This is a genomic window from Rhizobium tropici CIAT 899 (assembly GCF_000330885.1).
Lineage (GTDB): Bacteria > Pseudomonadota > Alphaproteobacteria > Rhizobiales > Rhizobiaceae > Rhizobium > Rhizobium tropici.
The window spans coordinates 183,799-209,584 of record NC_020062.1; the positions used below are offsets into that span (position 1 = coordinate 183,799).

Annotated in this window: 24 protein-coding genes and 1 pseudogene; 6 read left to right on the plus strand and 19 right to left on the minus strand. The window is 58.8% G+C overall.

Annotation, left to right across the window (positions count from 1 at the left end):
• Positions 1–644: 644 nt before the first annotated feature.
• Positions 645–1,379: a hypothetical protein gene (locus tag RTCIAT899_RS23000; protein ID WP_041678113.1), complete on the plus strand. Its 735-nt coding sequence runs from the start codon at positions 645–647 to the stop codon at positions 1,377–1,379.
• Here RTCIAT899_RS23000 and RTCIAT899_RS23005 read toward each other — a convergent pair.
• The 3 genes from RTCIAT899_RS23005 to RTCIAT899_RS23015 all read right to left on the minus strand — a co-directional run bounded on the left by RTCIAT899_RS23005 (position 1,356) and on the right by RTCIAT899_RS23015 (position 2,997).
• Positions 1,356–2,147 (minus strand): tetratricopeptide repeat protein, encoded by a 792-nt coding sequence (locus tag RTCIAT899_RS23005; protein ID WP_164570735.1) that lies wholly within the window; start codon positions 2,145–2,147, stop codon positions 1,356–1,358. The genes RTCIAT899_RS23000 and RTCIAT899_RS23005 overlap by 24 nt on opposite strands.
• A gap of 242 nt (positions 2,148–2,389) precedes the next feature.
• Entirely contained in the window at positions 2,390–2,803 is a 414-nt protein-coding gene (locus tag RTCIAT899_RS23010) for a type II toxin-antitoxin system VapC family toxin (protein ID WP_041678328.1), read from the minus strand.
• Positions 2,803–2,997, minus strand: coding sequence for a type II toxin-antitoxin system VapB family antitoxin (locus tag RTCIAT899_RS23015; RefSeq protein ID WP_244441539.1), 195 nt, complete (start codon positions 2,995–2,997; stop codon positions 2,803–2,805). Before RTCIAT899_RS23015 ends, RTCIAT899_RS23010 begins: the two co-directional genes overlap by 1 nt.
• Before the next feature lie 501 nt (positions 2,998–3,498).
• On the opposite strand from RTCIAT899_RS23015, the gene RTCIAT899_RS23020 reads away from it, so the two are divergent.
• Entirely contained in the window at positions 3,499–3,831 is a 333-nt protein-coding gene (locus tag RTCIAT899_RS23020; RefSeq protein WP_015342201.1) for a DUF2255 family protein, read from the plus strand.
• An 87-nt stretch (positions 3,832–3,918) separates the two neighbouring features.
• Here RTCIAT899_RS23020 and RTCIAT899_RS23025 read toward each other — a convergent pair whose 3' ends face one another.
• Entirely contained in the window at positions 3,919–4,650 is a 732-nt protein-coding gene (locus tag RTCIAT899_RS23025) for an SDR family NAD(P)-dependent oxidoreductase (RefSeq protein WP_015342202.1), read from the minus strand.
• A 443-nt stretch (positions 4,651–5,093) separates the two neighbouring features.
• The gene (locus RTCIAT899_RS23030) at positions 5,094–6,101 is read right to left on the minus strand and encodes a LysR family transcriptional regulator (RefSeq protein ID WP_015342203.1); all 1,008 of its coding nucleotides are present in this window, start codon (positions 6,099–6,101) and stop codon (positions 5,094–5,096) included.
• On the opposite strand from RTCIAT899_RS23030, the gene RTCIAT899_RS23035 reads away from it, so the two are divergent.
• A complete protein-coding gene (locus RTCIAT899_RS23035) occupies positions 6,100–7,173 on the plus strand; it encodes a quinone oxidoreductase family protein (RefSeq protein ID WP_015342204.1) in 1,074 nt (357 codons plus the stop codon). The genes RTCIAT899_RS23030 and RTCIAT899_RS23035 overlap by 2 nt on opposite strands.
• A gap of 15 nt (positions 7,174–7,188) precedes the next feature.
• Here the strand turns inward: RTCIAT899_RS23035 and RTCIAT899_RS34440 are convergent.
• The 3 genes and pseudogenes from RTCIAT899_RS34440 to RTCIAT899_RS23050 form a co-directional block, all read right to left on the minus strand.
• Positions 7,189–7,323: pseudogene (locus RTCIAT899_RS34440) on the minus strand (LysR family transcriptional regulator); the annotation flags it as partial.
• A complete protein-coding gene (locus RTCIAT899_RS34280; RefSeq protein ID WP_015342205.1) occupies positions 7,316–8,527 on the minus strand; it encodes an MFS transporter in 1,212 nt (403 codons plus the stop codon). The gene RTCIAT899_RS34280 and the pseudogene RTCIAT899_RS34440, both read right to left, overlap by 8 nt.
• 1 nt (position 8,528) lies before the next feature.
• Positions 8,529–9,338, minus strand: coding sequence for an oxidoreductase (locus RTCIAT899_RS23050; RefSeq protein WP_015342206.1), 810 nt, complete (start codon positions 9,336–9,338; stop codon positions 8,529–8,531).
• A 469-nt stretch (positions 9,339–9,807) separates the two neighbouring features.
• On the opposite strand from RTCIAT899_RS23050, the gene RTCIAT899_RS23060 reads away from it, so the two are divergent.
• Positions 9,808–10,158: a PaaI family thioesterase gene (locus RTCIAT899_RS23060; RefSeq protein ID WP_015342207.1), complete on the plus strand. Its 351-nt coding sequence runs from the start codon at positions 9,808–9,810 to the stop codon at positions 10,156–10,158.
• Between the two features lie 48 nt (positions 10,159–10,206).
• On the opposite strand, the gene RTCIAT899_RS23065 is transcribed toward RTCIAT899_RS23060, so the two are convergent.
• From RTCIAT899_RS23065 to RTCIAT899_RS23075, 3 genes are read right to left on the minus strand one after another with little or no spacing between them, the layout of a single operon-like run.
• Positions 10,207–10,965, minus strand: coding sequence for a TetR/AcrR family transcriptional regulator (locus RTCIAT899_RS23065; RefSeq protein ID WP_312862804.1), 759 nt, complete (start codon positions 10,963–10,965; stop codon positions 10,207–10,209).
• Positions 10,966–10,990: 25 nt separating this feature from the next.
• Entirely contained in the window at positions 10,991–14,101 is a 3,111-nt protein-coding gene (locus RTCIAT899_RS23070) for an efflux RND transporter permease subunit (RefSeq protein ID WP_015342209.1), read from the minus strand.
• A complete protein-coding gene (locus RTCIAT899_RS23075) occupies positions 14,098–15,213 on the minus strand; it encodes an efflux RND transporter periplasmic adaptor subunit (protein WP_015342210.1) in 1,116 nt (371 codons plus the stop codon). Before RTCIAT899_RS23075 ends, RTCIAT899_RS23070 begins: the two co-directional genes overlap by 4 nt.
• Before the next feature lie 99 nt (positions 15,214–15,312).
• Here RTCIAT899_RS23075 and RTCIAT899_RS23080 point away from each other — a divergent pair, with 99 nt between their 5' ends.
• Together RTCIAT899_RS23080 and fabF are read left to right on the plus strand one after the other, a co-directional pair.
• Positions 15,313–15,900 carry a TetR/AcrR family transcriptional regulator gene (locus tag RTCIAT899_RS23080; RefSeq protein ID WP_041678333.1) on the plus strand — a complete coding sequence of 196 codons (588 nt, stop codon included), beginning with the start codon at positions 15,313–15,315 and terminating at the stop codon, positions 15,898–15,900.
• 173 nt (positions 15,901–16,073) lie between these two features.
• Positions 16,074–17,372, plus strand: coding sequence for a beta-ketoacyl-ACP synthase II (gene fabF / locus RTCIAT899_RS23085; protein WP_015342212.1), 1,299 nt, complete (start codon positions 16,074–16,076; stop codon positions 17,370–17,372).
• Between the two features lie 44 nt (positions 17,373–17,416).
• Here fabF and RTCIAT899_RS23090 read toward each other — a convergent pair whose 3' ends face one another.
• The 8 genes from RTCIAT899_RS23090 to RTCIAT899_RS23125 form a co-directional block, all read right to left on the minus strand.
• The gene (locus tag RTCIAT899_RS23090) at positions 17,417–18,724 is read right to left on the minus strand and encodes an LLM class flavin-dependent oxidoreductase (protein WP_015342213.1); all 1,308 of its coding nucleotides are present in this window, start codon (positions 18,722–18,724) and stop codon (positions 17,417–17,419) included.
• Between the two features lie 32 nt (positions 18,725–18,756).
• Complete coding sequence (locus RTCIAT899_RS23095) at positions 18,757–20,097, minus strand: MmgE/PrpD family protein (protein ID WP_015342214.1); 1,341 nt, start codon at positions 20,095–20,097, stop codon at positions 18,757–18,759.
• Positions 20,098–20,099: 2 nt separating this feature from the next.
• Positions 20,100–20,888 (minus strand): amino acid ABC transporter ATP-binding protein, encoded by a 789-nt coding sequence (locus RTCIAT899_RS23100; protein WP_015342215.1) that lies wholly within the window; start codon positions 20,886–20,888, stop codon positions 20,100–20,102.
• A 10-nt stretch (positions 20,889–20,898) separates the two neighbouring features.
• Positions 20,899–21,672 carry an amino acid ABC transporter permease gene (locus RTCIAT899_RS23105; RefSeq protein WP_015342216.1) on the minus strand — a complete coding sequence of 258 codons (774 nt, stop codon included), beginning with the start codon at positions 21,670–21,672 and terminating at the stop codon, positions 20,899–20,901.
• On the minus strand, positions 21,669–22,418 hold the full coding sequence (locus RTCIAT899_RS23110; protein ID WP_015342217.1) for an amino acid ABC transporter permease: 750 nt from the start codon (positions 22,416–22,418) through the stop codon (positions 21,669–21,671). The genes RTCIAT899_RS23105 and RTCIAT899_RS23110 overlap by 4 nt, the downstream gene beginning before the upstream one ends.
• Before the next feature lie 28 nt (positions 22,419–22,446).
• Entirely contained in the window at positions 22,447–23,280 is an 834-nt protein-coding gene (locus tag RTCIAT899_RS23115) for a transporter substrate-binding domain-containing protein (RefSeq protein WP_015342218.1), read from the minus strand.
• 443 nt (positions 23,281–23,723) lie between these two features.
• The gene (locus RTCIAT899_RS23120) at positions 23,724–24,917 is read right to left on the minus strand and encodes an NAD(P)/FAD-dependent oxidoreductase (protein ID WP_015342219.1); all 1,194 of its coding nucleotides are present in this window, start codon (positions 24,915–24,917) and stop codon (positions 23,724–23,726) included.
• Positions 24,918–24,984: 67 nt separating this feature from the next.
• Positions 24,985–25,785, minus strand: coding sequence for an amino acid ABC transporter ATP-binding protein (locus tag RTCIAT899_RS23125; protein ID WP_015342220.1), 801 nt, complete (start codon positions 25,783–25,785; stop codon positions 24,985–24,987).
• Position 25,786 lies beyond the last annotated feature (1 nt).

A 25,786-nucleotide genomic window follows, 5' to 3' on the forward strand; every position in this document is an offset into this window, starting at 1 on the left:
ACGCCGGCAGTCATGTTGATATCGGCCTGCATCAATGCGATCGGCCTCTGAACCCGGCTTTGACCGGCGGGCATCGCATTGACGTCAATCTAAGTGCTCCCAAACGCCGCAGTCAGACCGCAAAGTCGGGAAGTTACCTCTCAATTTCAGAGAGGGTATCGATCTCGAATGAGGGCGGTTCGCAGCAGATTGTCGTGCGCCAAGCACAGCAGTTGCGCTAGACGTTGACCGTGCGGAGGCATGCTGTCTGGCCGTTGGCAGGATGGTCCATTTGGTAGTGGGCCAGGTAGGCATTGCTCTCAACCCCGGCGGAGATCGGGTCGACTCGAAACTCACAGTTGCCGGCTCGCGGCCTTCGATCCCAAGGTAGGTCTGGGACGGTAATGCTTCCGGTTCGGCCATTCGGCTACACCGATGTATTAGCGTCGACCATAAAATGCCCTATCGAGCACCGTCGCAGACGTCAGTCCGTAAATCGGTTCACTGACGGGGATCTTTCTGACTGGAGCTATCTCGGCGTCGAACACCTTTCAGCTTGTTGCCGTCTTTGAGAAGGCATACAAATTTCCAAATCGCTTGAGGGGACACCGTCCGGCGACAAAGTTAGACATTGGTATTAAGCGCTGAGCTGTTCCGTGAGCCGCATGAAGATCATTTTCCGTTGCGACCCGAATTTACATGATTACTTGCCGAAACCAGCGGCGGCGAGGTCCTGTTTGCCCGATTGGCTTCGCCAGATGTCAAGTACCTCGTTTTCGGAATTTCATGGACGTGACATACGAACCGTGAAGCAATGTCCGCCTTTTGTCGATGCCATGACCCATGGCTTCATGATCCTGCTGCCCTGCGATGTGACGGTAGAAGCTGGAAAATTCTCCTGGGATTGGGATGTGCCAATACCGGCTGCGAAAAACCACCCCCGTGCGCCTATGAGTTTCCATGTGCCTGAACAAATCCTCGGATCAGCGTTGGCCAAAGAGGGAACATCCCAACTGGCGGCGATCAAATTCAACAGTTTCTGGACGATTGAGCTTGAGGAAAAGTGGTCGCTTTTTGCGACGCATCCTGCCAATCGGGAAGAGCTCCCGTTTCGAACCGTGACCGGAATGGTAGATTGCGATAGATTCCACGATGCAGGCATCAATTTCCCGGCGATCTGGACAAGCCCGGATTTCGAGGGCGTGTTGCCCAGGGGGTTGCCGATCGCACACTGCTTTCCCGTCCGGCGGGAAGAGCTTGAGCTTGTCTACGAAAGCTTTGATGGCAAGCAGATCGACTGTTACGACCGGACAGTCGGCGAAATTCTCGTCGAGCCTGGCATTTATCGCAAGAAATTCAGGGACAAGCGTTCCCGCTCAGCTGGAAAGAAAAGAGCGTAGTTCAGCCCTGTTGAGGAATAGAAGTCCGTTGCGTCCAGAACACAGCACATTTGCTATCATGCCCAGCGTCGCAGGCGAGAGCGCATAGGCATCCCGGTACGCGTCAATTGCACCTTCCATATCACCAAGCTGTTGTAGGGTGCTACCGAGGTTGAATTTAGCCTGCGGATCATCCGGCTTGCGCGCGAGCGCCGTTTTAAAGGCATCCACGGCACCGGCAAGATCGCCACAATCTTGACGCACGAGGCCGAGGTCGAACCAGGCGCTGTGAGGTGCATCTGCCTTCACCGCGAACTCCAGCCGTTCGCGGGCATTTTCGAAATCGCCCGCTTCCCAAAGCAGACGGCCAAGCCTTGCGGCGGCCTCCCGCGAGGATGGATTGATCTCGAATGCCCGCTGCCAGGCCTTAGCTGCCTGCTGGCGTTTGCTATTCTGTTCCAATGTTCTGGCGAGCTCGGCGAGCGCTTCCGGAAAGGCGACTGGAAGCTGAGCGAAATAGCTTTCGGCAAGGTCAAGCCTGCCAAGAGCGCGGGCAGCGCGCCCTGCGAGGAATAATGTTGCCGTATTTCCCGGCCTGGCTTTGAGGCTCTCCTCGGCACAATCCAGCGCCGTGACGAAATCCCGGACCGCGAAGCTCCCCGCAGCGAGGAGGTGATTGAGTACGGCATCATCCGGGTTGTCGTTCAACGCATCGCGGCATAGTCGCAGCGCGTCGGCATGCTTTCCGGAATTGAAGGCCGCCACGACCGCCCGGACTTGCAATTCCACCGCGATCAAGCTTCATCCCCTTTATTGTCATGCCTTAACTTTGCACTTCAATTTCAAGCGGAGCAATCAAAAAAGCCGGAGCGGATAAATCGCTTCGGTCCTTTCAAATCTGGTTTAAGAAGAGCTTCCGGGCAGTGCGATTCTCAGGATTTTCACGAATAGCTGAGATCCTATCAAGCAATGCCGATGTCGCTACTGAGGAATTTCAGACGGATAGCTATTTGAATCGATAGGTTGTCGGCTCAGCTCTCGCTGGATAGAGCGCTCTTAAGATCCGTGTCTACAAAATCACGCCCTTTAAACAGGATCGGCATCTTGAGAGTGTCCGCGCAAGCATAGGACAGGCAGTCGGCGAAGTTGAGTTGGGCGGGATGGCCCTTTCCCTTGCCGTATACGGCGAAGGCTTCCACCGCGCGCCGGGCGATGGCATCGGTGATTGGAACCACGGTAATTTTGGCCGCTTGAAGAAAAGCGTCGAACATGTCTTGGGCATCAAGGACCTCTAGCCCAAGAATGCGCGCCAGATTGATGGTCGCCTCAAGCCGGACATGCGCGCCGGTTTGCCGCCGTGCGGCGCCATCGACAGCGTCCAAGTAGATATCGGCTTCCGGCTCTCCGGCAAGGATGGCGACGAAGGCTGAGGTCTCGATGAACATCATTGACCCCAGAGTGCGTCACGTTCCTCTTTCGTTAAGGGTGGGGCAGGTGGGAGCTTTGCCTTGGCCAGTGCTCGCTCACGGATCTCTGCGACGTGCTGTTTCAAAGGTACAGCTTCGTCAGCTCGCTCGATCTCGTGCTGCAAGGCAAGCTTGATAGCCGCGGTCAGGTTGGAGGCACCACGTTTGCGCATAACGGTTTCCGCCAAGATGCGAACTTCCGAATCTCGGATACTGAGCATGTGACACCTTTATTGTCATGACAATGACCGTATATACGTATGGACGCAGTTTGTCCATACGCGTGGCGCTTGCGTTCGAGATTATCTTACTCGCCACTCGTCTCGAGAAAGTCGAAGCTGCAGCATTATTGCACGGCAAGCATCGGGTAGTCCGTGTGGCCTTCCGCCTCAGTTGATAGAACGTCGGGTAGTTGGGCGCGTTCCGTATCAAAAGCCTTGATTGATTAGCCACGCTCATAAGCCCATGCGAATTGCCGTGCCTAATCGAACGATGGCAACCGCGCTATATTCAACTGGCTCGTGACTACGAGAGTGGAACACCGACATCATTGCGGTTGAGGCTCCGACGAAAACAAGTCCGCCTCGGCCGTCTGCAGGAGTATCGGCCGCTTCCATGGGTTTCTGTCCAGCGAATGCGGTTGTTGACTGACGAACGATTGATGAGGAATGGCCATGAACTGGTCACAGGATGAGCTTGCGAAAATCGATCAGGCGAACGATCTGAAGATCGCACCATTTCGCGAGGATGGTGCCACCTACGGCACCCCGACATGGATCTGGGAGGTCGTGGTTGATGGCAGTCTCTATGTGCGTGGCTACCATGGTCAGAAGTCGCGCTGGTATCAAGCCGCGCTTCATCAGAAAGCCGGCCGGATTATTGCTGCCGGCATGACGCGGGACGTCGGCGCGAGGAGTCGGCAATCCGGATTGATTGCCAAGAGGAAAGACTCGACTTATGAGGCCTTCTTTGTCGCACTGATTTTTCGTGACGAAGTCTCCGCGTAAGTCACCAAAACCACTTCTCGCGTCATTGGATGCTGTCGGGACCAGAGCTTCCATTCGCGTGCTGAACCCCTGATAGTGACGATAACGCTAACCTACGTTGGCCAAAGTATGGGACGGAACAAAGGCCCGAAATTCCCGCTCAAGGATTTTGACGACGCCGTTCCGCCAACCTTCGGCGACGCGTTCGGAAAATGGATCGGGAAAGATATCCTCGTCACCCCGTTCCAAGCCGCTCGCGATACCCGCGGCCACCAGTCTGGCGGGAGATTTCGGGACCTCAAAGCCGCGCGTCATGTCGGTATCGACGGGGCCGGTAAAGCAGGTATGGACCACTACGCCGCGACCCGCCAGAAGGGCTCTCAAGGCTTGCATCAGATTGTGGCATGCGGCCTTAGAGATCGAATATGCCGGCGTGGATGCGACTGGAGCCAACGCCGAAAGGGAGAGATTGTTGACGATAAAGCCTTGCGACTCGATGAGCGCCGGCAGACAGGCTTGGGTTACTTTAAGCGTTCCGAAGAAATTGACCGCCAGGTGACGGTCGATGATATCTTTGTCGCCAAGATCGTCAGGCATGAAGATGCCTGCATTATTGATAAGAATGTCCAAGTGTCCAATCATCTCGACCGCTCGGCGGATGTCATCCTCTTCGGTAATATCCATTTTCAGGACAACCACTCGTTCATCATGGTGATGGTGGACGCTGCGCGATCCCGCATAGACGCGCTTTGCGCCGCGATACAGCATTTCATCGACGAGTGCCGCACCAATGCCGCGATTGGCTCCGGTAATCAAGACTGTTTTATTCGCGATGTGCATGAGTTTTCTCCTATCATGTTGCTTTGCCGTCAGGAGCAGTGAGCGTCGATCCCGAGGGCTGCGGTAGGAGAATTAGCGCTGAACGAAGACAGGATGGGAGTAACAATTCTGCCGCGATTTGCTGAATGAACGGCTGCAGCATTTATCTCTACGCGGAACGGAGGCGGTCAGGCGCATAAATTCCGCTGAGAATTGAGCCATATAAACACTCCCGCAGTGCCGTAAGCGCGGAGGCAACGGCGTGATCCACTTCGATGTTTGAATATCATCCGTCGGATGGCACTGCACGAGAGGTATATCGTTAGATGAGGCGCTTTAAGCAGCTAGGCGCCGTAGTCCAAATGTGGCGCCGACGGAGCGCACTGGTCTCGAGTGGGCGCCGCGAAGATTTCCAAATCGGGAAGCAGCGTCGGAGCTCCCAATTGCTTCGGCAGGCTCGTACGTCAGCTGAGAAACTCTTGATCGTCAATCGCCATTTGCGCCCTCAGTGCAGCGGTTTCTTGCTTGACGAGCGAGCGAACCCAGGTTTGGACGGGATCCACGTCAGACTTGCCATACCACATGGCAACGACCTCGAACTGAGGGCTTGCAAACGGCAATTTATAGCTCGTTAGGCCAAAAGTTGTCGCAAACACGCGAGCAGAGATACTTGGCACATTTGCCAGAAGGTTCGCAGACTTCAGCAGGTGGGGCAAAGTCGAGAACCGCTCCACGACGACCGCAATCCGTCGCGACGCGCCCAACTGCCTGAGCGAGTCGTCTATGAGGCCACTCGAGAGGCCGTTCGCGGAAACGAGCGCATGCGGTGTCGCCGTGTACGCTTGCAGGGTCATTGTACACTCCGCTTCCGTCTTGGCGCCTGCAAGGACCATGAAGCTTTCGGTATAAAGACGTAGTGTCCGATGACGTGCATCTTGCCTGGACGGCCGCGCGCAGATGACGAGATCAATCAGGTCCTCGTCAAGCATCGCGGCAGCGTTGCTATAGTTTCCCGACCGTATGACAAGGTCCATATTGGGGGCTTCTTTTTGGAGCCGGCTGATCAACCGCGGAGCGAGATTGATCTCGATATCGTCTGTCATAGCTAAGCGGACGGACCGAGTGGCTGTCGCCGGTTCGAACCCTGTTCCAACCAAGAGAGCGGCGTTGATTTCTGTCAATGCGGGGAGGATCCTCTCATAGAGCTGCTGCGCGAACGGAGTCGGAACCAGCCCCGTCTTTCCTCGAACGAAAAGGTCGGTTGCCAGAACTGTCCGAAGCCGCGTCAGCGCCATACTGATGCCGGAGGGGCCAAGATAGAGACGTCGCGCCGCTCCCTTCACCCCTCCTTCGCGCATGACGGCGGAGAAGACAAGCAGCAGATTCAGATCCACGCGCCGCAATTCGTGTTCGTTGAACGTGCCCCAATGCTGGGAGAGCGAATTTTCATTCTGGGTGAATTTGTTTTTCATGATAATCAATTTGCCAGAATTCGGCCAGTCGCGCGATAACAATCAACACAATATCGAGACGGGCAGGATTAAGATGGCAGCCATGATGAAGGTCAATGCGATTACACAGTATGGCGAGGACGCTTTTGAGGAGCGCCTCCGGCCGGTGCCGGTCGCCACCGAGGGTCAAGTGCTCATTCGCAACTGCGCAACTGGTGTCAACAATATCGATCTGATGATCCGTCGCGGCGAGCTCGCACAAGCGGCTCCGTTGCCGTTTGTCCCCGGGGTGGAAGGGGCAGGAGTTGTCGAAACTGTTGGCCCTGGAGTTTCGGAATTCGAGATGGGCCAGCGCGTCATGTGGTTTGGACCCTTCGCGGCTGGCGGCTACGGCCAGTTTGTTTGCATCGACGCCCGCTACGTCGCGCCGATAGGCGACGCGATCTCCTTCATCGCCGCCGCCGCAACTCCGGTAGCCTATGTCACGGCCCATCATATGCTTTTCGATTTCAAACAAATGGAGGCGGGGGACTGGGTGCTGGTACGATCAGCGGCGGGCGGGGTGGGCGTCGCCGCGCTGCAACTTGCACGAAATGCAGGTTTAAGAGCCATCGCGCTGACTGACACAGCAAAACACGATTTCGCTCTCGCCAATGGCGCCTTTGCGGCTTTTGCTCATAAAGATAGAACGACTTTTGATCGGGTGATGGAAATCACTGGAGGTCGCGGCATTGGACTCTCTTTGAACTCTGTTGCGGGCTCGACCATAGCGGAAGATTTGATGTTGCTGTCCCCGATGGGGCAGCTAATCAGCTTTGGCCACCTAGGAGGTCCTCCAGAGGGTAGCGCCGCCGACCTTCTTATGAGCCATTTCACCAAGAGCGTTGGAATTCGCGTATCGGACATCTACACTTATTATAGGCTTGATCCGGCAGGACTGTCAGCCACGCTTAACAAGATAACGCTTGACCTGCAGGCCGGGCGGATCGTTCCTCAAGTGTTCGAAGTGCAACCGCTCGCTGCAGCAGCAAAGGCTCACGCGAGCCTGGAATCTGGGTCTGCTCGAGGCAAGGCCGTAATCTCGATCGATTGATGGGAGGAGCTGCGTCCCGAGCCGCGCTTCAAGCGCGGCGAGCTGCTTGCTAACCGTCGATTGGCTGACGTTCAGGTTTCGCGTCGACCTCGAAAAGCTTCCGCTTTCGAAGACGCGCACGAACATCCGCATCACATCCAGCCTATCCATCTTGCGGTGCGGCTGCGCTGGCGACGCGGCGTCGTGCCGGAAGGAAAAATCCTGCAATTGCGCCGGCCGACGACAGCGTTGCGGCAAGCCCCATCGCTGCAGCAAATCCGCTCTCGAAATGCGCGGCCGAATCGACCGAACCGTTGGCCGAGAAGCTGGCCACCAGTGCGGCGATACCAAACATGCCGCCGAGGAAGCGGCCCATGTTGAACACGCCGGACGCCTTGCCCATTTCGGTCACCGAGACCGAGCTCAGGATAGCGTTCTGCGCCGCTGGCATCGCCATCGATACACCAACGCCTGCCAACACCAACGGCGCGACTAGAGCGGAGTATGGAACCGCGGGGCTTATAATATTCGCGATCCAGCCAAGCCCGATCGCCTGCATCAGCAATCCAGTCACCACAAGCGGTCGCTCGCCGAATTTGTTGACGACCGCGCCGGCAACCGGGGCTGTGACGAACAGCGTCGCTGTCCAGGGCAAGCAGGCGAAGTCCGGCGCCGAAGGCGTCAAAGCCGAGCGTAGTCTGCAGGAACTGTGGCAGCAGGGCTGCTCCGTATAGTGCTCACGGATCCACGTCATGGCGCGGCGAATATGGGACAATCGGGAGTCGATACTGGCGATCTGGCGCAGCATTTCGGCGTGCGGGCTTAACATCAGCCTGAACATCAGCTCATGTTCCAGGTGGAGCGCCATCACCGGGATTTCCTCTGGCCGGTCGCACATTGCCAGCAATCGTTGCCAAGCGCCGATCAGTTCGGCATTGGCCATGCTGAAGGTGAAGCCCGGCTGCATCTGCACCTCAGGGGTCGCCGATAGGTAGAGCACCACGTTCATGATAACGGCCGGATCAAGCGTGAGATTGATCGCCAAGAACGGCTTCTCCGGCGATGCCTCAACAATCTGTCCCATGACAGGGATTTCGGCGACGACCATGGTCTGGCCGGAACCGTATTCGAACACCTGATCGCCAATAACAGAACGCTTCGTTCCCTGCAGCACGATGATTGCCGTCGGGTCGCAAGCTGGGGCATTCAGCTCGGTTGGTCTGGTGCTGCTGTAGATGCTCAGCCGCGACCGGCCGGGATAACTGACACCAGCTTCGACATTCCATGATCCACTACAAAGAAGCTTAGGAGATCTCTTCGACGGGCCGGTCGAATTCGGATCACCGTCGAAAACAGATAGATCGGAGGCGCGCACTTCACCTGCCGAAGCCGAATGTTTTGCGCAAACTCTTATCGACTGCGTTCGCCGGCATGAATCTGCGCAAGCGGCTGAGAAGCGTCGCGTTGCCGCCGGCCGGTTGGCGCATGCGGTACGGACCGTTGATGGCGGCCAGGATTTTCGCGGCCACAACCTGTGGTGAGGGCGCTGATTTGATTTGCGCCTGAACCGTCTCGATGGTCGCATAGGCCTGCTTTTCGTAGACGCCCAAAGGGGCCTCGGTATGGGCCGCGTTTACGTCGAGCTTGGTGTTGGTGAAGGTGGGTTCGAGCAGGACGACCCTGACGTTGAACTCACGGATTTCGTGGTCCAGCGACTCCGACAGTCCCTCAAGCGCATGCTTGCTGCTTGCATAGAGTCCCATGAACGGCGCAGGCAGGAAGCCCAAGACCGAGCTGACATTGATGATGAGCCCGCTCCTGGCGGCACGCATGGAGGGCAAGGCCGCTCGGATCATGCGCAACGGGCCGAACACGTTGGTATCGAATAGTCTCTGAGCTTCCGCGGTTGAGGTGTTCTCAACGGGGCCGACCAGCGAGACGCCGGCATTGTTGATCAGAATGTCGATCTTACCTGCTTCGGCCAGAACCCACTCCACAAAGTTCGTAACCGATGCGTCATCGTTGACGTCGACGGTTCCGAAGCGCACGCCGGCGATTGAATTGGCGCGATTAGGGTTGCGTACGCCCCCAAACACCTTGAAGCCATTTTGTGCGAGAAGGCGCGCCGTGGCTTCGCCTATCCCCGACGATGCGCCGGTGATAACGACGACTTTCTGATTGGACATGCATGCTCCTGAGGTTTGTGCGAACGAGTGCTGGGAAGCTTTTAGCGAGATCAGTGTCCTGTTCCTTTGTCAGGTGGTGATTCCGCATTTTGCTTTGCACGCCATTCAGTTAGATTTCGGTCGTAATCTAACTTTATTTTGGATGTCGATCAACATATAAAATGAAGCTTAGGCAGTTTTGGAGCATTTTCATTGACGTGACGCAATTGAGCGTGCCGGAGTCCGGCTGCAACGGCCGGAGATACGTGGGCAGAGCTGCCGCTCAGTCGATTGATGACAACAGCCGCATTGCCAGCGCGCTTAGCGCCACCAGGTCGGATTGCGTTCGCGGCCGCGACCTGTGCGGCACGCGATGATAAACGACGGACGATCAAGCATACGAGAAGCGGTTCCTTGCCTGACACTACGCTGATGAATGGTTTGGAGTTTATGACGGGACTTTCACAGAGGGACCCTTCCTCGCCCTCCGATGGCAGACCTGCTCCCATTCACACTTCTTCTGCCTGAAGACGGTCGTGTCGAGCTTCTCGCCAAGCCAGAGGCACGTTTTCTCAATATGATGAAGACGGTCCACGGCGGATGGATCATGGCGATGTTCGACACCTCCATGTCGCTTGCCGCGCAAACAACGTTGATGCCCGGCGAAGTTTGCCCTTCGCAAGAATCCTCCGTTAAATTCATACGTCCAATTTCTGCCGGCTGCGGCGAATTGAGGATCAGCGGAAAGGTAATCTCTCGCGGTCGGACAGTCATCACTTTGGAGGGCAGGATCGACAGCCCGCAAGGCAAGCTCCATGCCCAGGCACGTCAACCTGCCTGATCGGTCGACCCGGACCGTGAAGGTCGAGTAGCTGGCCTCGAACAAGATCTACGCGCTTATCATCACCTCTGAAGCTTCGGCGCTCTGCAAGCCGGATTTGCCGAGAGCCCGCATGATGAAGCGGATTTGCGCCTGCGCGGCTTCAGCCATACCCTCCGCCTGCTGAAAACGTTGTTCAATCAAAACCGGATGGAAAAACGGCAGGAATGCGGTAATTACTCCCCTTGTGGCATGGTCGGCATCTTCCACCTGGAATTCACCCGATCGTAGACCCTGACGGATAATCGCTTCCAGGACCGCCCGGATTCGCTCACTATGCGCATTCATCGTTGCCCAATTTTCGTTCATGGCAGCGACAAACAGCTCGTGAATGGACTTTTCTTCGATCAGCGTCCTTTTGCTGTGCTGATGAAGGACGTTCAAAAATTCAACGAGTTTTTTGCTCGCTGTCGCATCTGTCCGTGCAATAGAAAAAGCAATTTCGGTCTGCGCCTTCAAGGCACGCCCGCACACAGCATTGTCGATCGCGGCCCTTGTAGGAAAAAAGCGGTACACGTTCGCCCGACTTGCCCCCAGGTCCGACGCGATATCGGCAACCGTTGTCTTGCGGTAACCGATACGGCGAATGTGTTTTTCCGCAATATCCAGGATCCGGTTACGTGCTTGCTCTAAAATTGCGTCACGGGAATCTGGGGAATGAGCCCCCCGTTCCTCAGATTCCGGTTCCTGTCGATCGGACGCCCAATAAGCGTCCGACACCGTCGATGCTGAATCCTTCGTTTTCTCCTTCGGGCTAGAAGCGGCCACGTCAGTACATATCCGAAACATGGCGTCACTCCGCAGCCATAGCGGGTTGCAGTTCGGGAGCCTTTTGCTCCGTATGATGTGTTGTTCCTTCAGTCGGCTTGATGCGGAACCAGGTGGCATAGAGAGCAGGAAGGAAGAGCAGGATCATCACGGTCCCGACCGCCGTACCGCCGATCAGCGTGTAGGCCATCGAGCCCCAGAATACCGAATGGGTGAGAGGAATGAAGGCAAGGACGGCCGCGAGCGCCGTCAGCATGACCGGACGTGTCCGCTGCACCGTGGCTTCGATGACGGCGTGATAGTCGTCCAGACCGGCTGCCTGGTTTTCCTTGATCTGTTCAGTGAGGATCAAGGTGTTGCGCATCAGGATTCCCGCCAGACCGATCAGTCCGAGAATGGCATTGAAGCCGAACGGCTGATGGAAGAGGAGCAGCACCGGAACCACGCCCGCAAGGCCGAGCGGTCCCGTCAGCATGACCATGGTCATGGTCGACAGACTGCGGACCTGCAAGACGATGACGATCAGCATAGCGGCAATCATCGCCGGGAAGATCTGGACAAGGGCGACATTGGCCTTCAAGGATTCCTCGATGTTTCCTCCCATCTCGATACGATATCCGGCTGGAAGCGACGCGATCAGCGGCTGAAGCGCCTTCAGAATCTGCTGCGAAACTTCCGGGGGCTGCGTTGCCTCGTTGATGTCGGAGCGGACGGTAATGACAGGCGTTCGATCGCGTCTTTTCAGGATCGGTTCTTCAAACCGGATTTCCGAGTGGCCGATCTGGTCGAGCGGAACCTGCCGGCCATCGCGGCTCATCAGCGAGAAGTCCGCGAGTCTTGAGGGATCGAGGCGGTTTTCGCCGGCGCTACGGGCGATGACAGGCACGGTGCGAATGTTCTCGCGAACCTGCGTGATCGGAATGCCGCTCAGCAATAATTGCATCTGCTGGGCTGCTTCCGCCGGCGAAAGACCGATGAGGCTCAGCCGATCCTGGTCTGGGACAAAGCGCAGCACCGGTGTGCGGTTGCCCCAGTCGCGGTTTGCCTGGCGGACATCCGGCACGGTCTTCATAATTTCCAAAGCCTTTTCGGAAATCTGGTACAGCTGCTTGGCATCAGGACCCATGATGCGGAACTCGACCGGGAACGGCGTGTAGGGACCGAAGACGAGCTGCGTAACACGGACATAGGCTTCGGGAGCGAGTCCGTCCGAGACGGCCTCGCGGAGGCGACGCTTCAGGATTTCACGTGTCTCGGCGTCAGGCGTCAGCACGACGATTTTGGCAAAGGACGGATCCGGCAATTCCGGCGCCATGGCGAAGAAGAAGCGAGGAGCGCCCTGCCCCACATAGCTCGTGACCGTCTTTGCCTCGGGCTGCTTCTGCAGCCATCCTTCGAGCTTCTCGACTGTCGCCGTCGTCGTCTCGATGCTGGTGCCCTCGGGCAAGCGGACCTCGACCAATACTTCGGGGCGGTCCGACGTCGGGAAGAATTGCTGCTTGACGGCTCCCATGCCAACGACGGAGATCCCCATGACGATGGCGACCACCGCGCATGTGACGAACTTGTGCCGCACGACAAACTCGATCATCCCCCGAAGGCGGCGATAATTCGGCGTGTCGTAGATGGCGTGATGGCCGCCTTCGACCGGCTTGATCGCCGGCAGCATCTTGACGCCAAGATAGGGCGTGAAGACCACGGCGACGATCCAGGATACGATAAGGGCAAAGCCCACCACCCAGAAGATGTTGCCGGCATATTCGCCGGCGGTCGAACGGGCAAAGCCGACCGGCATCAGGCCGATGATGGTCACCAGCGTTCCGGATAGCATGGGGGCCGCCGTATGGCTCCACGCATAGGCGGCGGCCTTGATGCGATCCATCCCCTCTTCCATCTTCACCACCATCACCTCGATGGCGATAATGGCATCGTCGACCAGAAGGCCGAGCGCCAGGATGAGCGCGCCGAGCGTGATGCGGTCGAAGAACCGGCCAGTCTCCAGCATGATGAGGAAGACGACGGCGAGCGTGAGGGGCACGGCAAGGGCAACGACGATGCCGACGCGCCAACCGAGGCTGATGAGGCTTACGAACAGCACGACACCGAGCGCCATGGCGAATTTCAGCATGAACTCGCCGACGGCTTCCTGAATGTTGACGGCCTGATCGCTGACCTTGGCGAGCGTCATGCCGAGCGGCAAGGTTTGTGCGATCGCACCGGATCTTTCTTCCAAAGCCCTGCCGAGTTCCAGCCCGTTCCAGCCCTGCTGCATGACGACACCAAGCATGATCGCAGGCTCGCCGTCATGGCGAATGAGGTAGGTGGCCGGATCTTCATAACCGCGCCGCACTTCGGCAAAATCAGAGAGCTTCATCGTGCGTCCGGCTGCAACGATCGGCGTGTCGGCGATCGCCTGGCTATTGTTATAGGCACCATCGAAGCGAATGAAGACCTGCGGACCGCGTGTATCGATCGAGCCTGCCGGCGTCACGGTGTTTTGGCGCTGCAGGGCGGCCGCGATGTCCTGCGCCGAGATTCCAAGCGTGGCCAGCTTGGCATAGGAGAATTCGACAAAGATCTGTTCAGGCCGTTCTCCGAGGATGTTGATCTTCTTGACACCAGGCACATGCAGAAGGTCCTGGCGGATCACCTCGGCCTGACGCACGAGGTCGCGCATCGGCATGCCCTTGGCCTTCAGCGCATACAGACCGAAGCTGACGTCGGAATACTCGTCGTTGACAAAGGGACCAAGAACGCCCTGGGGCAGGTTTCGCGCCTCGTCTCCAAGCTTCTTTCGGGCTTGATAGAACTCCTCTTCGACTGCCGTGGGTGGCGTGCTGTCCTTCAGCGTAACGGTCAGAAAGGCGTATCCCGGCCGCGTGATCGTCTCGACGCGGTCGTACCAGGTGAGCTCCTGGAGGCGCTTCTCGAGAGGCTCGGCGACAAGATCCTGCATTTCGCGCGCCGTCGCACCCGGCCATACGGCCGTCACGGTCAAGGTCTTGATCGTGAATGAGGGATCTTCTGCTCGTCCGAGCTTGGCGAAGGCATAAACGCCGGCAGCGGCAAGCAAGACGATGAAGAATAGAGTAACGGCTCTCTCGCGAACGGCGAGCGCAGATAGATTGAAGCTCATTGGTTGGCGGCCTCTGCTTGTTCCGTACGGACGCTCGCACCGTCCTGAAGGAGATGCGCTCCGAGAGCGACGATCGGCTCGCCTGCCTTGAGGCTGGAAACCACCGCGACCTCCTCACCCATCTTCTCTACCTTCACTTGCCGGAAGTGCACGGTCGATGTTTTTTGGTCAAAGACCCAGACGCCAGTTCGGCTGCCGTCGTCAAAAACAGCACCAACCGGCACCGCCGCATGCGCCTTGCCGGTATCGCTGGAAATTTTGATCGTCACCGTCGCGCCGAGCGGAGCCGAGGCTGCTGCGCCATCCAGGACCCAGCGTGCTTCATAGGTGCGGGTTTGAGGATCGGCGGCATCCGAGATCTGCCGAAGCCGCGCCTTGTCTTGGCGGCTTTCGTTGCCGTAGATGCTGGCTTCGGCTAGGTCCCCGATCTGGGGCCGAATGGATTCCGGAAGCCAGACCACAGCCTCGCGAGGCCCGGCCTGGGCGAGCCGGATGACCGTCTGTCCAGCCGTCACCACTTGCCCCGGCTCTCCCAGCGTTTCGACGACGGTGCCATCGGTATCGGCGATCAGCAGTGAATAAGTTGCCGCGTTTTCGGCGACGCTTGCATCGGCCTGCGCGGCGGCAAGTTGTGCAGTTGCGGTGTCCAGTGCTGCCTTTGCCTGCTCGTAACGCTGAGGAGACGCGGCCGCCAATCCGTTTTTCACCAAGGCGGCGTAGCGTCTCTCGTCCGCTTGCGCCTGGGTGAGGACGGCTTGAGCCGAAGCGACCGCGTTGCGTTTTGCGGCAAGGGCCAGGCGCAGGTCGGTCTCGTCGATGCGCATCAGAGGCTGACCGGCCTTCACCTGCTGACCGACGTCAACATAGCGCTCCATGATCTTGCCGGGCACCCGGAATCCCAGGTTGCTTTGCACCCGAGCGGCGATCGTGCCGGTGAAGGTGCGTATCATTGTGTCCGGCCTCTTTGCATCCACCAAACTGACGAGTGGCGGCGCAACGCGGGGGTCCGCGGCTTGCGCCTTTCCTTCCGAGGATTCGGCAAGGAAAACGAACGCCGTGGTTCCAGCGGCCGCCAATATGCCGATGGAGGCGAAGACGATTTTGCGATTCATGTCATTTGACCCTTGTTGACGGGCGCAACGGTTAATTTAGATTGCGATCTAACTCTAAGTGTGTTATAGATGTCAAGTGAAATCTAAATGGAGATCGATATGAGAGTCAGTCGGGCTCAGGCAGAGGCAAATCGCGAAGCGGTCATCAACGCGGCAAGCCGGCTCTTTCGGGAGCATGGATTCGATGGGATCGGGCTGAAGGATCTCATGAAGGGTGCCGGTCTTACCCAAGGCGCGTTCTACAAACAATTCGCATCGAAGGACGATCTTGCCGCCCTTGCATCAAGGCGCGCGCTGGAAAGCGCCACAAGAAGATGGTCGAGCGCGGCCGCAGACGCCTCCGATCCCTTGGAAGCCGTCATGGCATTCTATCTCTCCAAGGATCACAAAGGAGAGAAGGCGGAGGGTTGCCCCTTGGTGGCGCTAGGAGCGGACGCAGCTCGGCAGAGCAGAGAGGTCAGGCGCCCGTTTGAGGATGGCATTCGAGCTCACTTCGAGGTGTTGGATGAACTGATGGGTGATGCCAGCAGCGCAAGACCGAGCGACAAGGCGATGGCGATACTGTCTCTGATGGTCGGTGCCGTCACGCTTTCCCGCATCATCGAGGACGAGAAGCTGTCGCAGGGTGTGCTTGACGCAGCCTCAGGTGAAGTCAGGCGCATTGCGCGCCGTGATAGTGCTGCCTGAAGGATTTAGTCTGTTTCAACGATCTGGCGCAGATATGGGCCGAAACTTTAGCTGCCGTTCGTGTCGGATGAGAGCGTCTTAGGTCTTGAGTAAGCTGCATGTTTTGAGAACGGGCCTTGACGCATTGTGAGTCGAGGTACCGATGGCGTGCCAATAAGACAGGTGGAAAGCAGATGCGTCGCATTGTTGTCACGGGGATGGGAGCTGTCAGTCCCCTTGGAGCAAACGTTGATATTTCCTGGTCGCGCCTTCTCGCGGGCAAAAGCGGCATTCGTCGACTGGGTGACGATGTGGTCGGGGATCTGCCTTCGAAAGTCGGAGGCGTGATCCCCTCTCTCGCCGAAGACCCCGAGGGAGGGTTCGATCCGGATACGATCATGCCGCCAAAGGATCAACGCAAGGTCGACCGCTTCATCATCTTCGCGCTGGCAGCCGCGGAAGAGGCGCTGGCGCAAGCGAACTGGAGGCCGTCGTCGAATGAGGACCGCCTGCGCACCGCGACAATCATCGCCTCCGGGATCGGCGGCTTTCCGGCCATAACCGAGGCCGTCCGCACTGTCGATCAACGTGGTGTGCGCCGCCTCTCGCCCTTCACCATTCCGTCGTTCCTGGTCAATCTCGCGGCCGGGCAAGTCTCAATCCGCCACGGCTTCAAGGGCCCCCTTGGCGCGCCCGTGACGGCATGCGCCGCCGGCGTTCAGGCCATCGGCGATGCCGCCAGGCTTATTCGATCCAATGAAGCCGACATTGCGATATGCGGCGGAACGGAAGCCTGCATGAACGTCGTCAGTCTTGGCGGTTTCGCCGCGGCAAGATCACTGTCGACCGGTTTCAACGAAACGCCGAGCAAGGCGTCACGTCCCTTCGACGCGTCGCGTGACGGCTTCGTCATGGGCGAAGGGGCAGGCATACTCGTCATCGAAGCACTGAGTCACGCTCTTGCTCGCGGTGCCGCCCCGATTGCCGAACTCGTCGGATACGGGACGACGGCCGACGCACACCACATCACCTCCGGTCCCGAAGATGGAAGCGGAGCGCGCAGAGCGATGGAGCTTGCCATTGCGCAAGCTGGCGTGGCCCCTCATGAAGTAGGTCATCTGAACGCGCATGCCACCTCGACACCGGTGGGCGATCTCGGAGAAATCAGAGCTATCAAGAGCCTATTTGGCAACGGAAAATCTGTCGCGGTGAGTGGAACGAAGTCGGCAACAGGACACTTGCTCGGTGCGGCCGGAGGGCTGGAAGCCATTTTCACGATCTTGGCGCTCAAGAACCAGGTCGCACCACCGACCCTGAACTTGAATATACCGGATCCGGAAGCGAACGGAATCGATTTCGTCGCAAATGAAGCCCGCCATGTGGACACCGAATACGCGATATCCAACGGCTTCGGTTTTGGCGGCGTCAATGCCAGCGCACTTTTTCGACGCTGGCCGACGCAAAGCGGCCGTCGGACATCCTCCATCGGCTGATGGTTCATCACCACCTTCGCAGCATCATGAAACCTTTATCCCAGCTATGAAAAGCTAACCCAGGCCGGTCGGGCGATACCCAAATGATCGCGTAATGTCGCGCCCTCGTAATCGCGACGGAAGAGGCCTCTTTCCTGCAGGATCGGTACGACGTCGTTGGCAAAATCCTCGAGGCCACCCGGGAAGAAGGGCGGCATGACGTTGAAACCGTCCGCCGCGCCGTTTTCGAACCATTGTTGCATGCGATCGGCGATTTCTTCGGCCGTTCCGAGCACGATATGATGGCCGCGGCCGGCGGCGACGCGCAGGGCAAGCTCGCGGATCGTCAGCTTTTCGCGACGGGCAAGCTCGGTCAAAAGCTCGGCGCGGCTGCGCAGCTGGTCGGAAATCGGCAGGTCGGGCAGCGGACCGTCGAGATCGTAATCGGCAAGGCTATGGCCGAGACGCTCTTCCAGAAGCGGCATCGCACTCTTGATGTCGGTCCAGCGGTTCAGCAGGTCCAGCTTCTCGCGCGCCTCAGCAACCGTTCTGCCGATAACGGGCAGGAAACCCGGCATGACGGCGACGTCGTCCGGGCTGCGCCCGAACCCGGCGACCTTGCTTTTCAGGCTCTTATAGAAGGCCTGCGCCTCGTCGAGGCTCTGCTGCGCGGTAAAGACGATATCGGCGGTGCGGGCGGCCAGATCCTGACCCGGACCGGAGGAGCCGGCCTGGATCAGCACGGGATGGCCCTGCGGCGGGCGTGGAATATTTAGGGGACCCTTGACGGAATAATATTTGCCGGCGTGATCGAGCACCCGCACCTTGGCGGGATCGGCATAGACGCCGCTCTCCTTGTCCTTCGGAAAGGCATCGTCGGCCCAGCTGTCCCATAAGCCGCGCACCACGTCGACGAACTCTTCCGCCACCGCATAGCGCTCGTCATGCTCCGGGTGGCTCTTGGAAAAATTGGCGGCCGTGCGGGCATAGGAAGTGGTGACGATGTTCCAGGCCGCGCGTCCATGGCTCAGATGGTCGATCGAGGCGAAGGCACGGGCGAGATGATAGGGCTCGCCATAGGTGGTCGACGCCGTGGCGGCGAGACCGATCCTGTCGGTCACCATCGCAAGCGAGGCGAGCAGGGTCAGCGGCTCGAAACGGGCAATCATCGAGGGATGCGCGTCGAGACCGCTCGTCAGGCCGTCCGCCAGAAAGAGCATGTCGAACTTCGCAGCCTCGGCAATCTGGGCCACACGGCGCAGCAGGTCGAAATTCTCGCTGCCGGATTCCGCTTGCGGATGACGCCAGCCGGAGACGTGATGGCCGGCACCTTGCAGGAAAAGGCCGAGATGGATCTTGCGGGTCTTGCTCATGGGTGCATGCCTTGCGTTTATTGAAACTCGGATCAGCTCAAACTGTTGGATAGAAGCTGGATGAGGCGATGAAGGTCGTCCTCGCCGTGCATGGTTCTCACCAGATCGGGAACGGCCGACACGGCCGGATGGTTGCTGGTGGCGTCGCGGAATTTTTCGGTGGGATCGCTCAAGCCGGGCAAGCCCTTGAACTCGCGCGTCAGACGGCTTCCGTCCTTGAGCGTTACCTCGGCAATGACGAAGCGCGTTTTCGGATCGCTGGAAAGACGTGGCGCCGTCTCGTCATGCCGGCGGCGAACGCACCGGGCGACTGCCAGCAGATCCTCTCTCACCGGCGTCTCACCGAAATGGCCGATCTTCAGAGCGCCGTCGACCAAGGCCGTTGCGAACACATATTCTGCGCTGAAGCGAGCGTCGATGCCGGTCGTCGGATCGGTCACGACCAGTGCCGCATCACCTCCCGGAGGGAAGGTGATGCCGATCGCCTCGATCTTTTCTGCATTCAAACCCTCCTCGCGAAGCTGAAGGCCGATCATCGCGACCGGGTGGCTCGCCGTGCAGCAGGGAAAGGCCTTGAGCGTCAGACCGGGTGTTACGATCTGCCAAGGGTCGCCCCAGCCCTCGACGGCTGCCTGTGGCCGCTGCTCGCCGAAGGCGAAGGCCGAATAAAAGCCGATCGGATTGTCGAGGAAGTCCCTGGCGCCGCCGAAGCCCGCCTTGGCAAGCCTGGCCGAAAGCAGACCCGAGCGCGCCGCCATGCCGGCATGATAGGGCTTGGCATCATGGCCGAACTGCAGGCGCAGTCCGCTCGAATGCGTGGCGGCCAGCCCCAGCGCCGTGGCGGTATCGGCCACCGAATAGCCAAGCACGTGGGCAACGGCTGCAGCAGCACCGATCGTGCCGAGCGTTGCCGTTGCATGAAAACCGTTCTCGTAATGGCGCATGCCGAGCGAGAGGCCGAGGCGCGCCATCGCCTCCAGGCCGACGATGTAGCCGGCGATCAAGCGGTCCGCCGATAGCGGCGTTTCCGACGCCAGCGCCAGCAGGGAAGGAACGATGACCGTCGTCGGGTGACCGCGTACGCTTGCGTGCACGTCGTCGTAATCGAGCACATGGCCGGCATGGGCATTGACCAGAGCCGCGGTCAGCGCATCCGTGCGCCGCCCCTGCCCGATGATAACGGCATCCCCCGGGCCTGTAGGCAACTCTTCCAGCAGGATGCGTGTCGTGCGGTCGGCGGAGCCGCCGAAGGCGCAGGCCAGCCAATCGATGATCGCCGTGCGGGCTGCAGCAACAGCCGCCTCATCTCGCAGCGGATCGACCGATGTGATGGCTTCGGCAAAGGCAGTCGTGAGCGGGAAAGCCTTTTCCATCGTCAAATTCCCTCACCGTTTTCGAGCGAAGCCCGCGCACCGGCAAGGCCGTTGACGAAGCGGCGGATGCGCGCATTTGTCGATGCCTGGAAGATAGCTTCGGGCGGTCCCTGGTCAACGATGCGGCCGTTTTCGGTGAAGACCACGACATCGCTGATCTCCTCGGCAAAGCGCATCTCGTGTGTGACCAGAATGCTCGTCATGCCTTCCTTGACGAGATCGCGAATGACGGCGAGCACTTCGCCGACGGTCTCCGGGTCCAGTGCCGAGGTCACTTCGTCGAAGAGGACGAGATCCGGCCGCATGGCGAGGGCACGGGCAATCGCCACGCGCTGCTGCTGGCCGCCGGACAGCTGCCCGGGATAGACGTTTGCCTTTTCGGACAGGCGCACGCGCGCCAGAAGATCGCGGGCATGACGTTCGGCATCGGCCTTGTTGACGCCGAGGATTCGCATCGGGGCGATCGTGATGTTGTCGAGCACGGTCAGATGCGGAAAGAGATTGTATTGCTGGAAGACAATGCCGATCTTCTGCCGCAGCTTTATGCGTTCAGCCTCGCTGCGCATCTGGTCGACACGCAGGCCATTGACCGAAATGCGGCCCGTCTGCGGCGCGACCAGCGCGTTGATGCAGCGCAGGATCGTCGATTTTCCCGACCCGGACGGGCCGATGATCGAGACAGTCTGCCCGCGAGCAACGGAAAGATCGATCCCCTTCAGGACCTCGGTCGATCCGAAAGCCAGATGCACATCGGCCAGTTCGACGATCGGATTGGTCTGAGCTTGGCTCATGCCGGCTCCTTTAAGCTTTCAGGCGGCGCTCGAGGCGACGCGTCAGGCTGGAAATGGGATAGCAAAGCGCGAAGAACGCCGCCATGACGACGATGTAGGCAAGGACGGTGAAATCCAGCCTGCGGACGGCCGTGCTGGCATCGGTGGCCGCATGCAAGAGTTCATGCACGCCGACCAGAGAGGCAAGCGCGGTCCCCATGGTGATCGAGGCAAAGAGGTTCATCCAGGGCGGCAGCGAGCGTCGCGCGCATTGCGGCAGGATGATCCAGCGTAATGCCTGAGACCGGGAGAAGCCCAGCCCCTTGGCCGCCTCCCACTGCGTGGTCGGGATCGACTGAATGGCGCCGCGCGTAATTTCCGCGACATAGGCGCTGGCCGGAATGGCAAGCCCGATGACGGCCTTCACCCAATCGGGAAACGGCAGGTAATGGCCAAAGACGACGATCTCGAAAGGAAAGATATAGGTCGTTGCAAAGATCAGCACGAGATGCGGCGCATTGCGGAAGATCTGGACGTAGAGGCCGACGGGATAGCGAATGATCTTCAGTGGTGCCAGCTCGAGAATACCAAGCAAGACACCGATCAAGGTCCCTCCCGCCATGGCGAGCAGACTGATGAGAATATTCATCAGGAAGCCGCTACCAAGATAGGGCAGCCATTCGATCAGCACATGCAGCAGCGAGAGGTCGGCCAGCAGCCAGATGACCGCAATTGCGACCAGCGCTCCAACCAGCCAGGGCAGCCAGTTGCTGGAAGGTGCCGATGAGAGTTTCGCCACACTCATGCGCCCACTCCAAAGCCAGGCACAGCCAGGCGCTTTTCGACCCAATGCCCGATCTTGGCGAGGGCAAGATTGATGGTGCTGAAGAATAGCAAAATGACGATCATCAGTTCGACGACATTGTCGCGCTGTGTCCAGACCATGATCGAGGCATAGGTGATTTCGCTGACGGCGATGGCATTGCCGACCGTCGTCAGCTTGACCAGATTGATCATATTGTTGACGATCGCGGGCAGCGATGCCCGCAGCGCAAGCGGTATCGCGACGAAGCGAAGAATCTGCAGGCGGGTGAAGCCGATGGCGCGGGCCGCCTCCACCGTCTGTTCCGGCACGGCCTCGATACCGGCGCGAAGCGCATCGGCGTGGAGTGCGGCGACATGCAGGCCGACCACGGCGACTACCCAGAAGAACGGCGTCAAAGGATTATGCTGCGCCCCGCCGAGACCATTTGAGACGAGCGTGTTCAGCACAAGGAAGCTGAACATCAGCTGGACGAGCGTCGGTGTATTGCGGGTCACTTCGATGAAGACCCTGACCGGTGCGGCCAAGGCCTTGTTTCCCGAGGTCAACATGGCCGCAAACAGCAGGCCGAACAGCAGGCTGATCGGAATAAGGAGCACAATAAGATAAAGCGTGGTGATGAAACCACCACGCCAAATCTGCGCCTCATAGCCGCTGGCCAGGAATTCGTAGTGAAGCCCGAGCCTGCCAGTCCAGTCTATGAAGGTCTGAAGAAGCGAACTTCCCATGCAAACCGTTCCTCGAGCGACCGATAGGTCACTTGCCCTCCAGCTTCTTGTGTTCTTCCTCAAGATAGGTCGTGTTGAGCAGGCGGTTCGCCTTGGCGTAATCGAGAAGCTTGCCATTGGCATGCAGTTCCTGGATGGCCTTATCGAGTGCCGCGCGCGTATCGCCTTCGCCCTTGCGCAGCCAGATCACCGAATCGGAAGGAACGAGTTCGGTCGGAAACAGTATCTTGTAATCCTTCCATTCCTCCGGTCGATCCTTAAGCAGCAGGCCGACGGTCGCGCTGACATGGACGGCAGCAACGCAATTGCCGCCCTGGAGCGCCAATAGCGATTCCGGCTGGCTCGGCAGCGCCTTCACTTCGGCGCCATATTGCTCCATCAGCGGCTGCGTGTAGTTCGATCCTTGAGAAACGCAGACAGGCTTGCCCTTGAGGTCGCTCCAGTCGTTGAGGCCGCTATCCTTGCGGCCGACAGCAGCGCCGCCGCTGCGATCATAGGCCGTCGGTACATAATCTAGGATCTTGGCGCGCTCTTCCGTGTACTGCATGTTGGCGATCAGGATATCGACCTTGCCCTGCTGCAGGAACTGTACGCGGTTCGGCGGCGTCACCGTCACCGTTTCCAGTTTGACGCCGAGCTTTTCGGCAAGCGCCTTGGCGATGTCGAGGTTGTAGCCCTTCTGCTCCTGGCTTGCCGGATCGATATAGCCAAAAGGCGCGCCGGAGAGGATGACGCCGACGGTCAGCGCGCCGCGACCCTTGATGCGATCGAGCGTCGCATCGGCATGCGCAACCGTCCCGAGCGCACCGACGGAAACCGCGATGGCAAAGAGAGCTGTCGAAATTTTTCTGGTAAAGTTCATAGCTTCAAGGCTCCTTAGTCACCGCGGAAACTAAAGATGAGGGCTGGACCGGGCCAGAAACAATGTACCAAACGAGAGCGGAATCACAGAATGAATCTATAAAAACAATAGATTTCGGATACTAACTTTCTACAACGATGCCGGAATCCTGAAATGTTGCGGATGCGCTCACGGTGAGGAAAGGATCGTCCCGAGATCCCGACCTTAGCTCCCAAGTTGAATAGCAGCGGGAGCCATGCAGATTGGGAGGTACAATGGCCTTCCGTCATGGATGATGATGGTGCAACGTATCTCCATTCTATCCAGCCTGGTCACAGCTAACATGAGAGGATTGGCATCAAGTCGACTGCCATTGCGCTGTTGGTGTTTCGGAGAAGCAAGCAAGGAGAGGCACACCTCCCCGAGATAGAGCACGTTATTTGCAAGATGGTCGCAAAGGCAATTCACCTGGCCACGATCGCGCTGACCATCCGGGCCGTCCGCGGGGCTAGGGTCAATCCGATGTGCCCATGCCCAAAGGCAAGGATGACGTCCCTTCCGGATTTTGACGGCCTAATAACCGGGATGGAATTGGGCATTGAAGGCCGAAACCCCAGCCAGGAGCGACTCGGGACTCCAAGTTCAGGAAACATTCTGCGCGCATTCCTCGCCAGTGCTTCCGTTAGTTGCAAATTCGCCGGGGCCGTCAGTCCGCCAAGCTCCACTAGCCCTGCAACACGTAGCCGGCCTTGCATCGGACAAAAGTAAAATCCGCGCGCGGTCGGACAAACCGGGCGCTCGATGGGCAGATCCGTCATGTCGTACTCGATATGGTAGCCACGCTCGGTATCGAGCTGTACCGGATCACCAAGCGATGCAGCCAGTCTACGTGAATGGGCACCTGCAGCAATCACGACCCTGCGAGCACGAACATCGCAATGTGAAGCAGCGATGCGTAAACCGCTCCGTTCACGCACAATGCTTGTGACGGATGCCTGAACGAATTCCGCCCCTGTCCGCTTCACGGCCGCAGTCAACAAACCCATCACCGCGCCCGGATCACTGAGGTTGATGGCTCCGGGAAAGAAAAGGCCGCCTTCAAATTCGGTAAGGCGCGGCTCAAGTTCGGCTACATCGCCAGCCGACAGAAGCTGTTGCGAAACACCATGATTGCGGCGCAACTCTATGTCGGCGCCAGCCGCCCGGAACGCCTTGGCCGTTTCATAAAGATAGAGGCAACCCTTTGCCGACAGAAAGTTGGACGCGCCTATCTCCGCGGCGAATTCCATCCAGGCTGTCGAAGCGTCCGAAACAAGTTCGGCGATCCGGCCGGCATTTTGGCGATAGCGATGTGGGAGGGACTCATAGGCAAAGCGGGCCAGCCACGGAAACAAGGTTGGCAGGGCTGAAGTCCTGACAGACAAGGGACTGCCTGGATCGAGAAGGAGCGACAGAAAATTCCGAAGCACCGATGGAGTGCCAACCGGAATGACTGCATAGTTCGCCACCGTTCCTGCGTTCCCGTAGGATGCCCCAGAACCCGGCTCGTTCGGCTCGATGACGACGACCTCACGCCCGTCGGCGCGAAGTCGAAGGGCGATCGCCAAGCCAATCACGCCGCCACCCACAACGGCGATATCCGTCGATATCCTGTGCATCTCATCCGTTACTCTAAGAGGAAGGCAGTCGGCGCTCCTGCCGAAGCTCGTGCGCTACGGCTTGTGATCAGCCTGGTTTTGCGTATCGTGCGACATAAGCAACGGTCCGAGACTCCCTGGGGTTGTCGAGCACATCTGCAGCCAGGCCTTGCTCGATAATCCGGCCGCCGTCGATAAAGGCGACCCAGTCGGATACCTCTCGTGCAAACGGGAGCTCGTGTGTGACGATGATCATCGTCATTCCGTCGCTTGCAAGCTCGCGCATCACACGCAGCACTTCCCCCGTCGATTCGGGATCAAGCGCCGAGGTCGGCTCGTCAAACAGGAGCACGGTTGGCGATAAAGCCAGAGCCCGCGCGATCGCCACACGTTGCTGCTCGCCGCCCGACATTTGCTCCGGATAGGCCAGAGCCCGGTGTAACAGACCGACGCGGGACAGCAATCGCACGGCTCGTTCGACCGCTTCACGCTCGCCGACGGCGGCGGCGTGCATCTGCGCCAGCACGACATTTTCTACCGCGGTCAGATGTGGAAACAGATTGAAGCGCTGGAACACCATACCAACGCCCTGGCGCAGCCTGGCGAGGTCTCTGCAAGTGACCGTTCCGTTCGAACAGATTGTTTCGCCGTTAATTTCGATAACGCCACCATCCGGCAGCTCCAGCAAATTCACACAGCGCATCAGCGTTGTCTTGCCGCCGCCGCTCTGCCCGATGATGCTGACGATGCGCCCGCGTGGAACATCGAGGTCTACCCCATCAAGGACCTGCCGCCCGTCGAAGGATTTTCGAAGGCCCCTGATCTTGATTGCGGCGGCTTTGTCCGAAGGGACGGCAGCGCGGGATGTTTCGACGGTTACGTGAGCCATT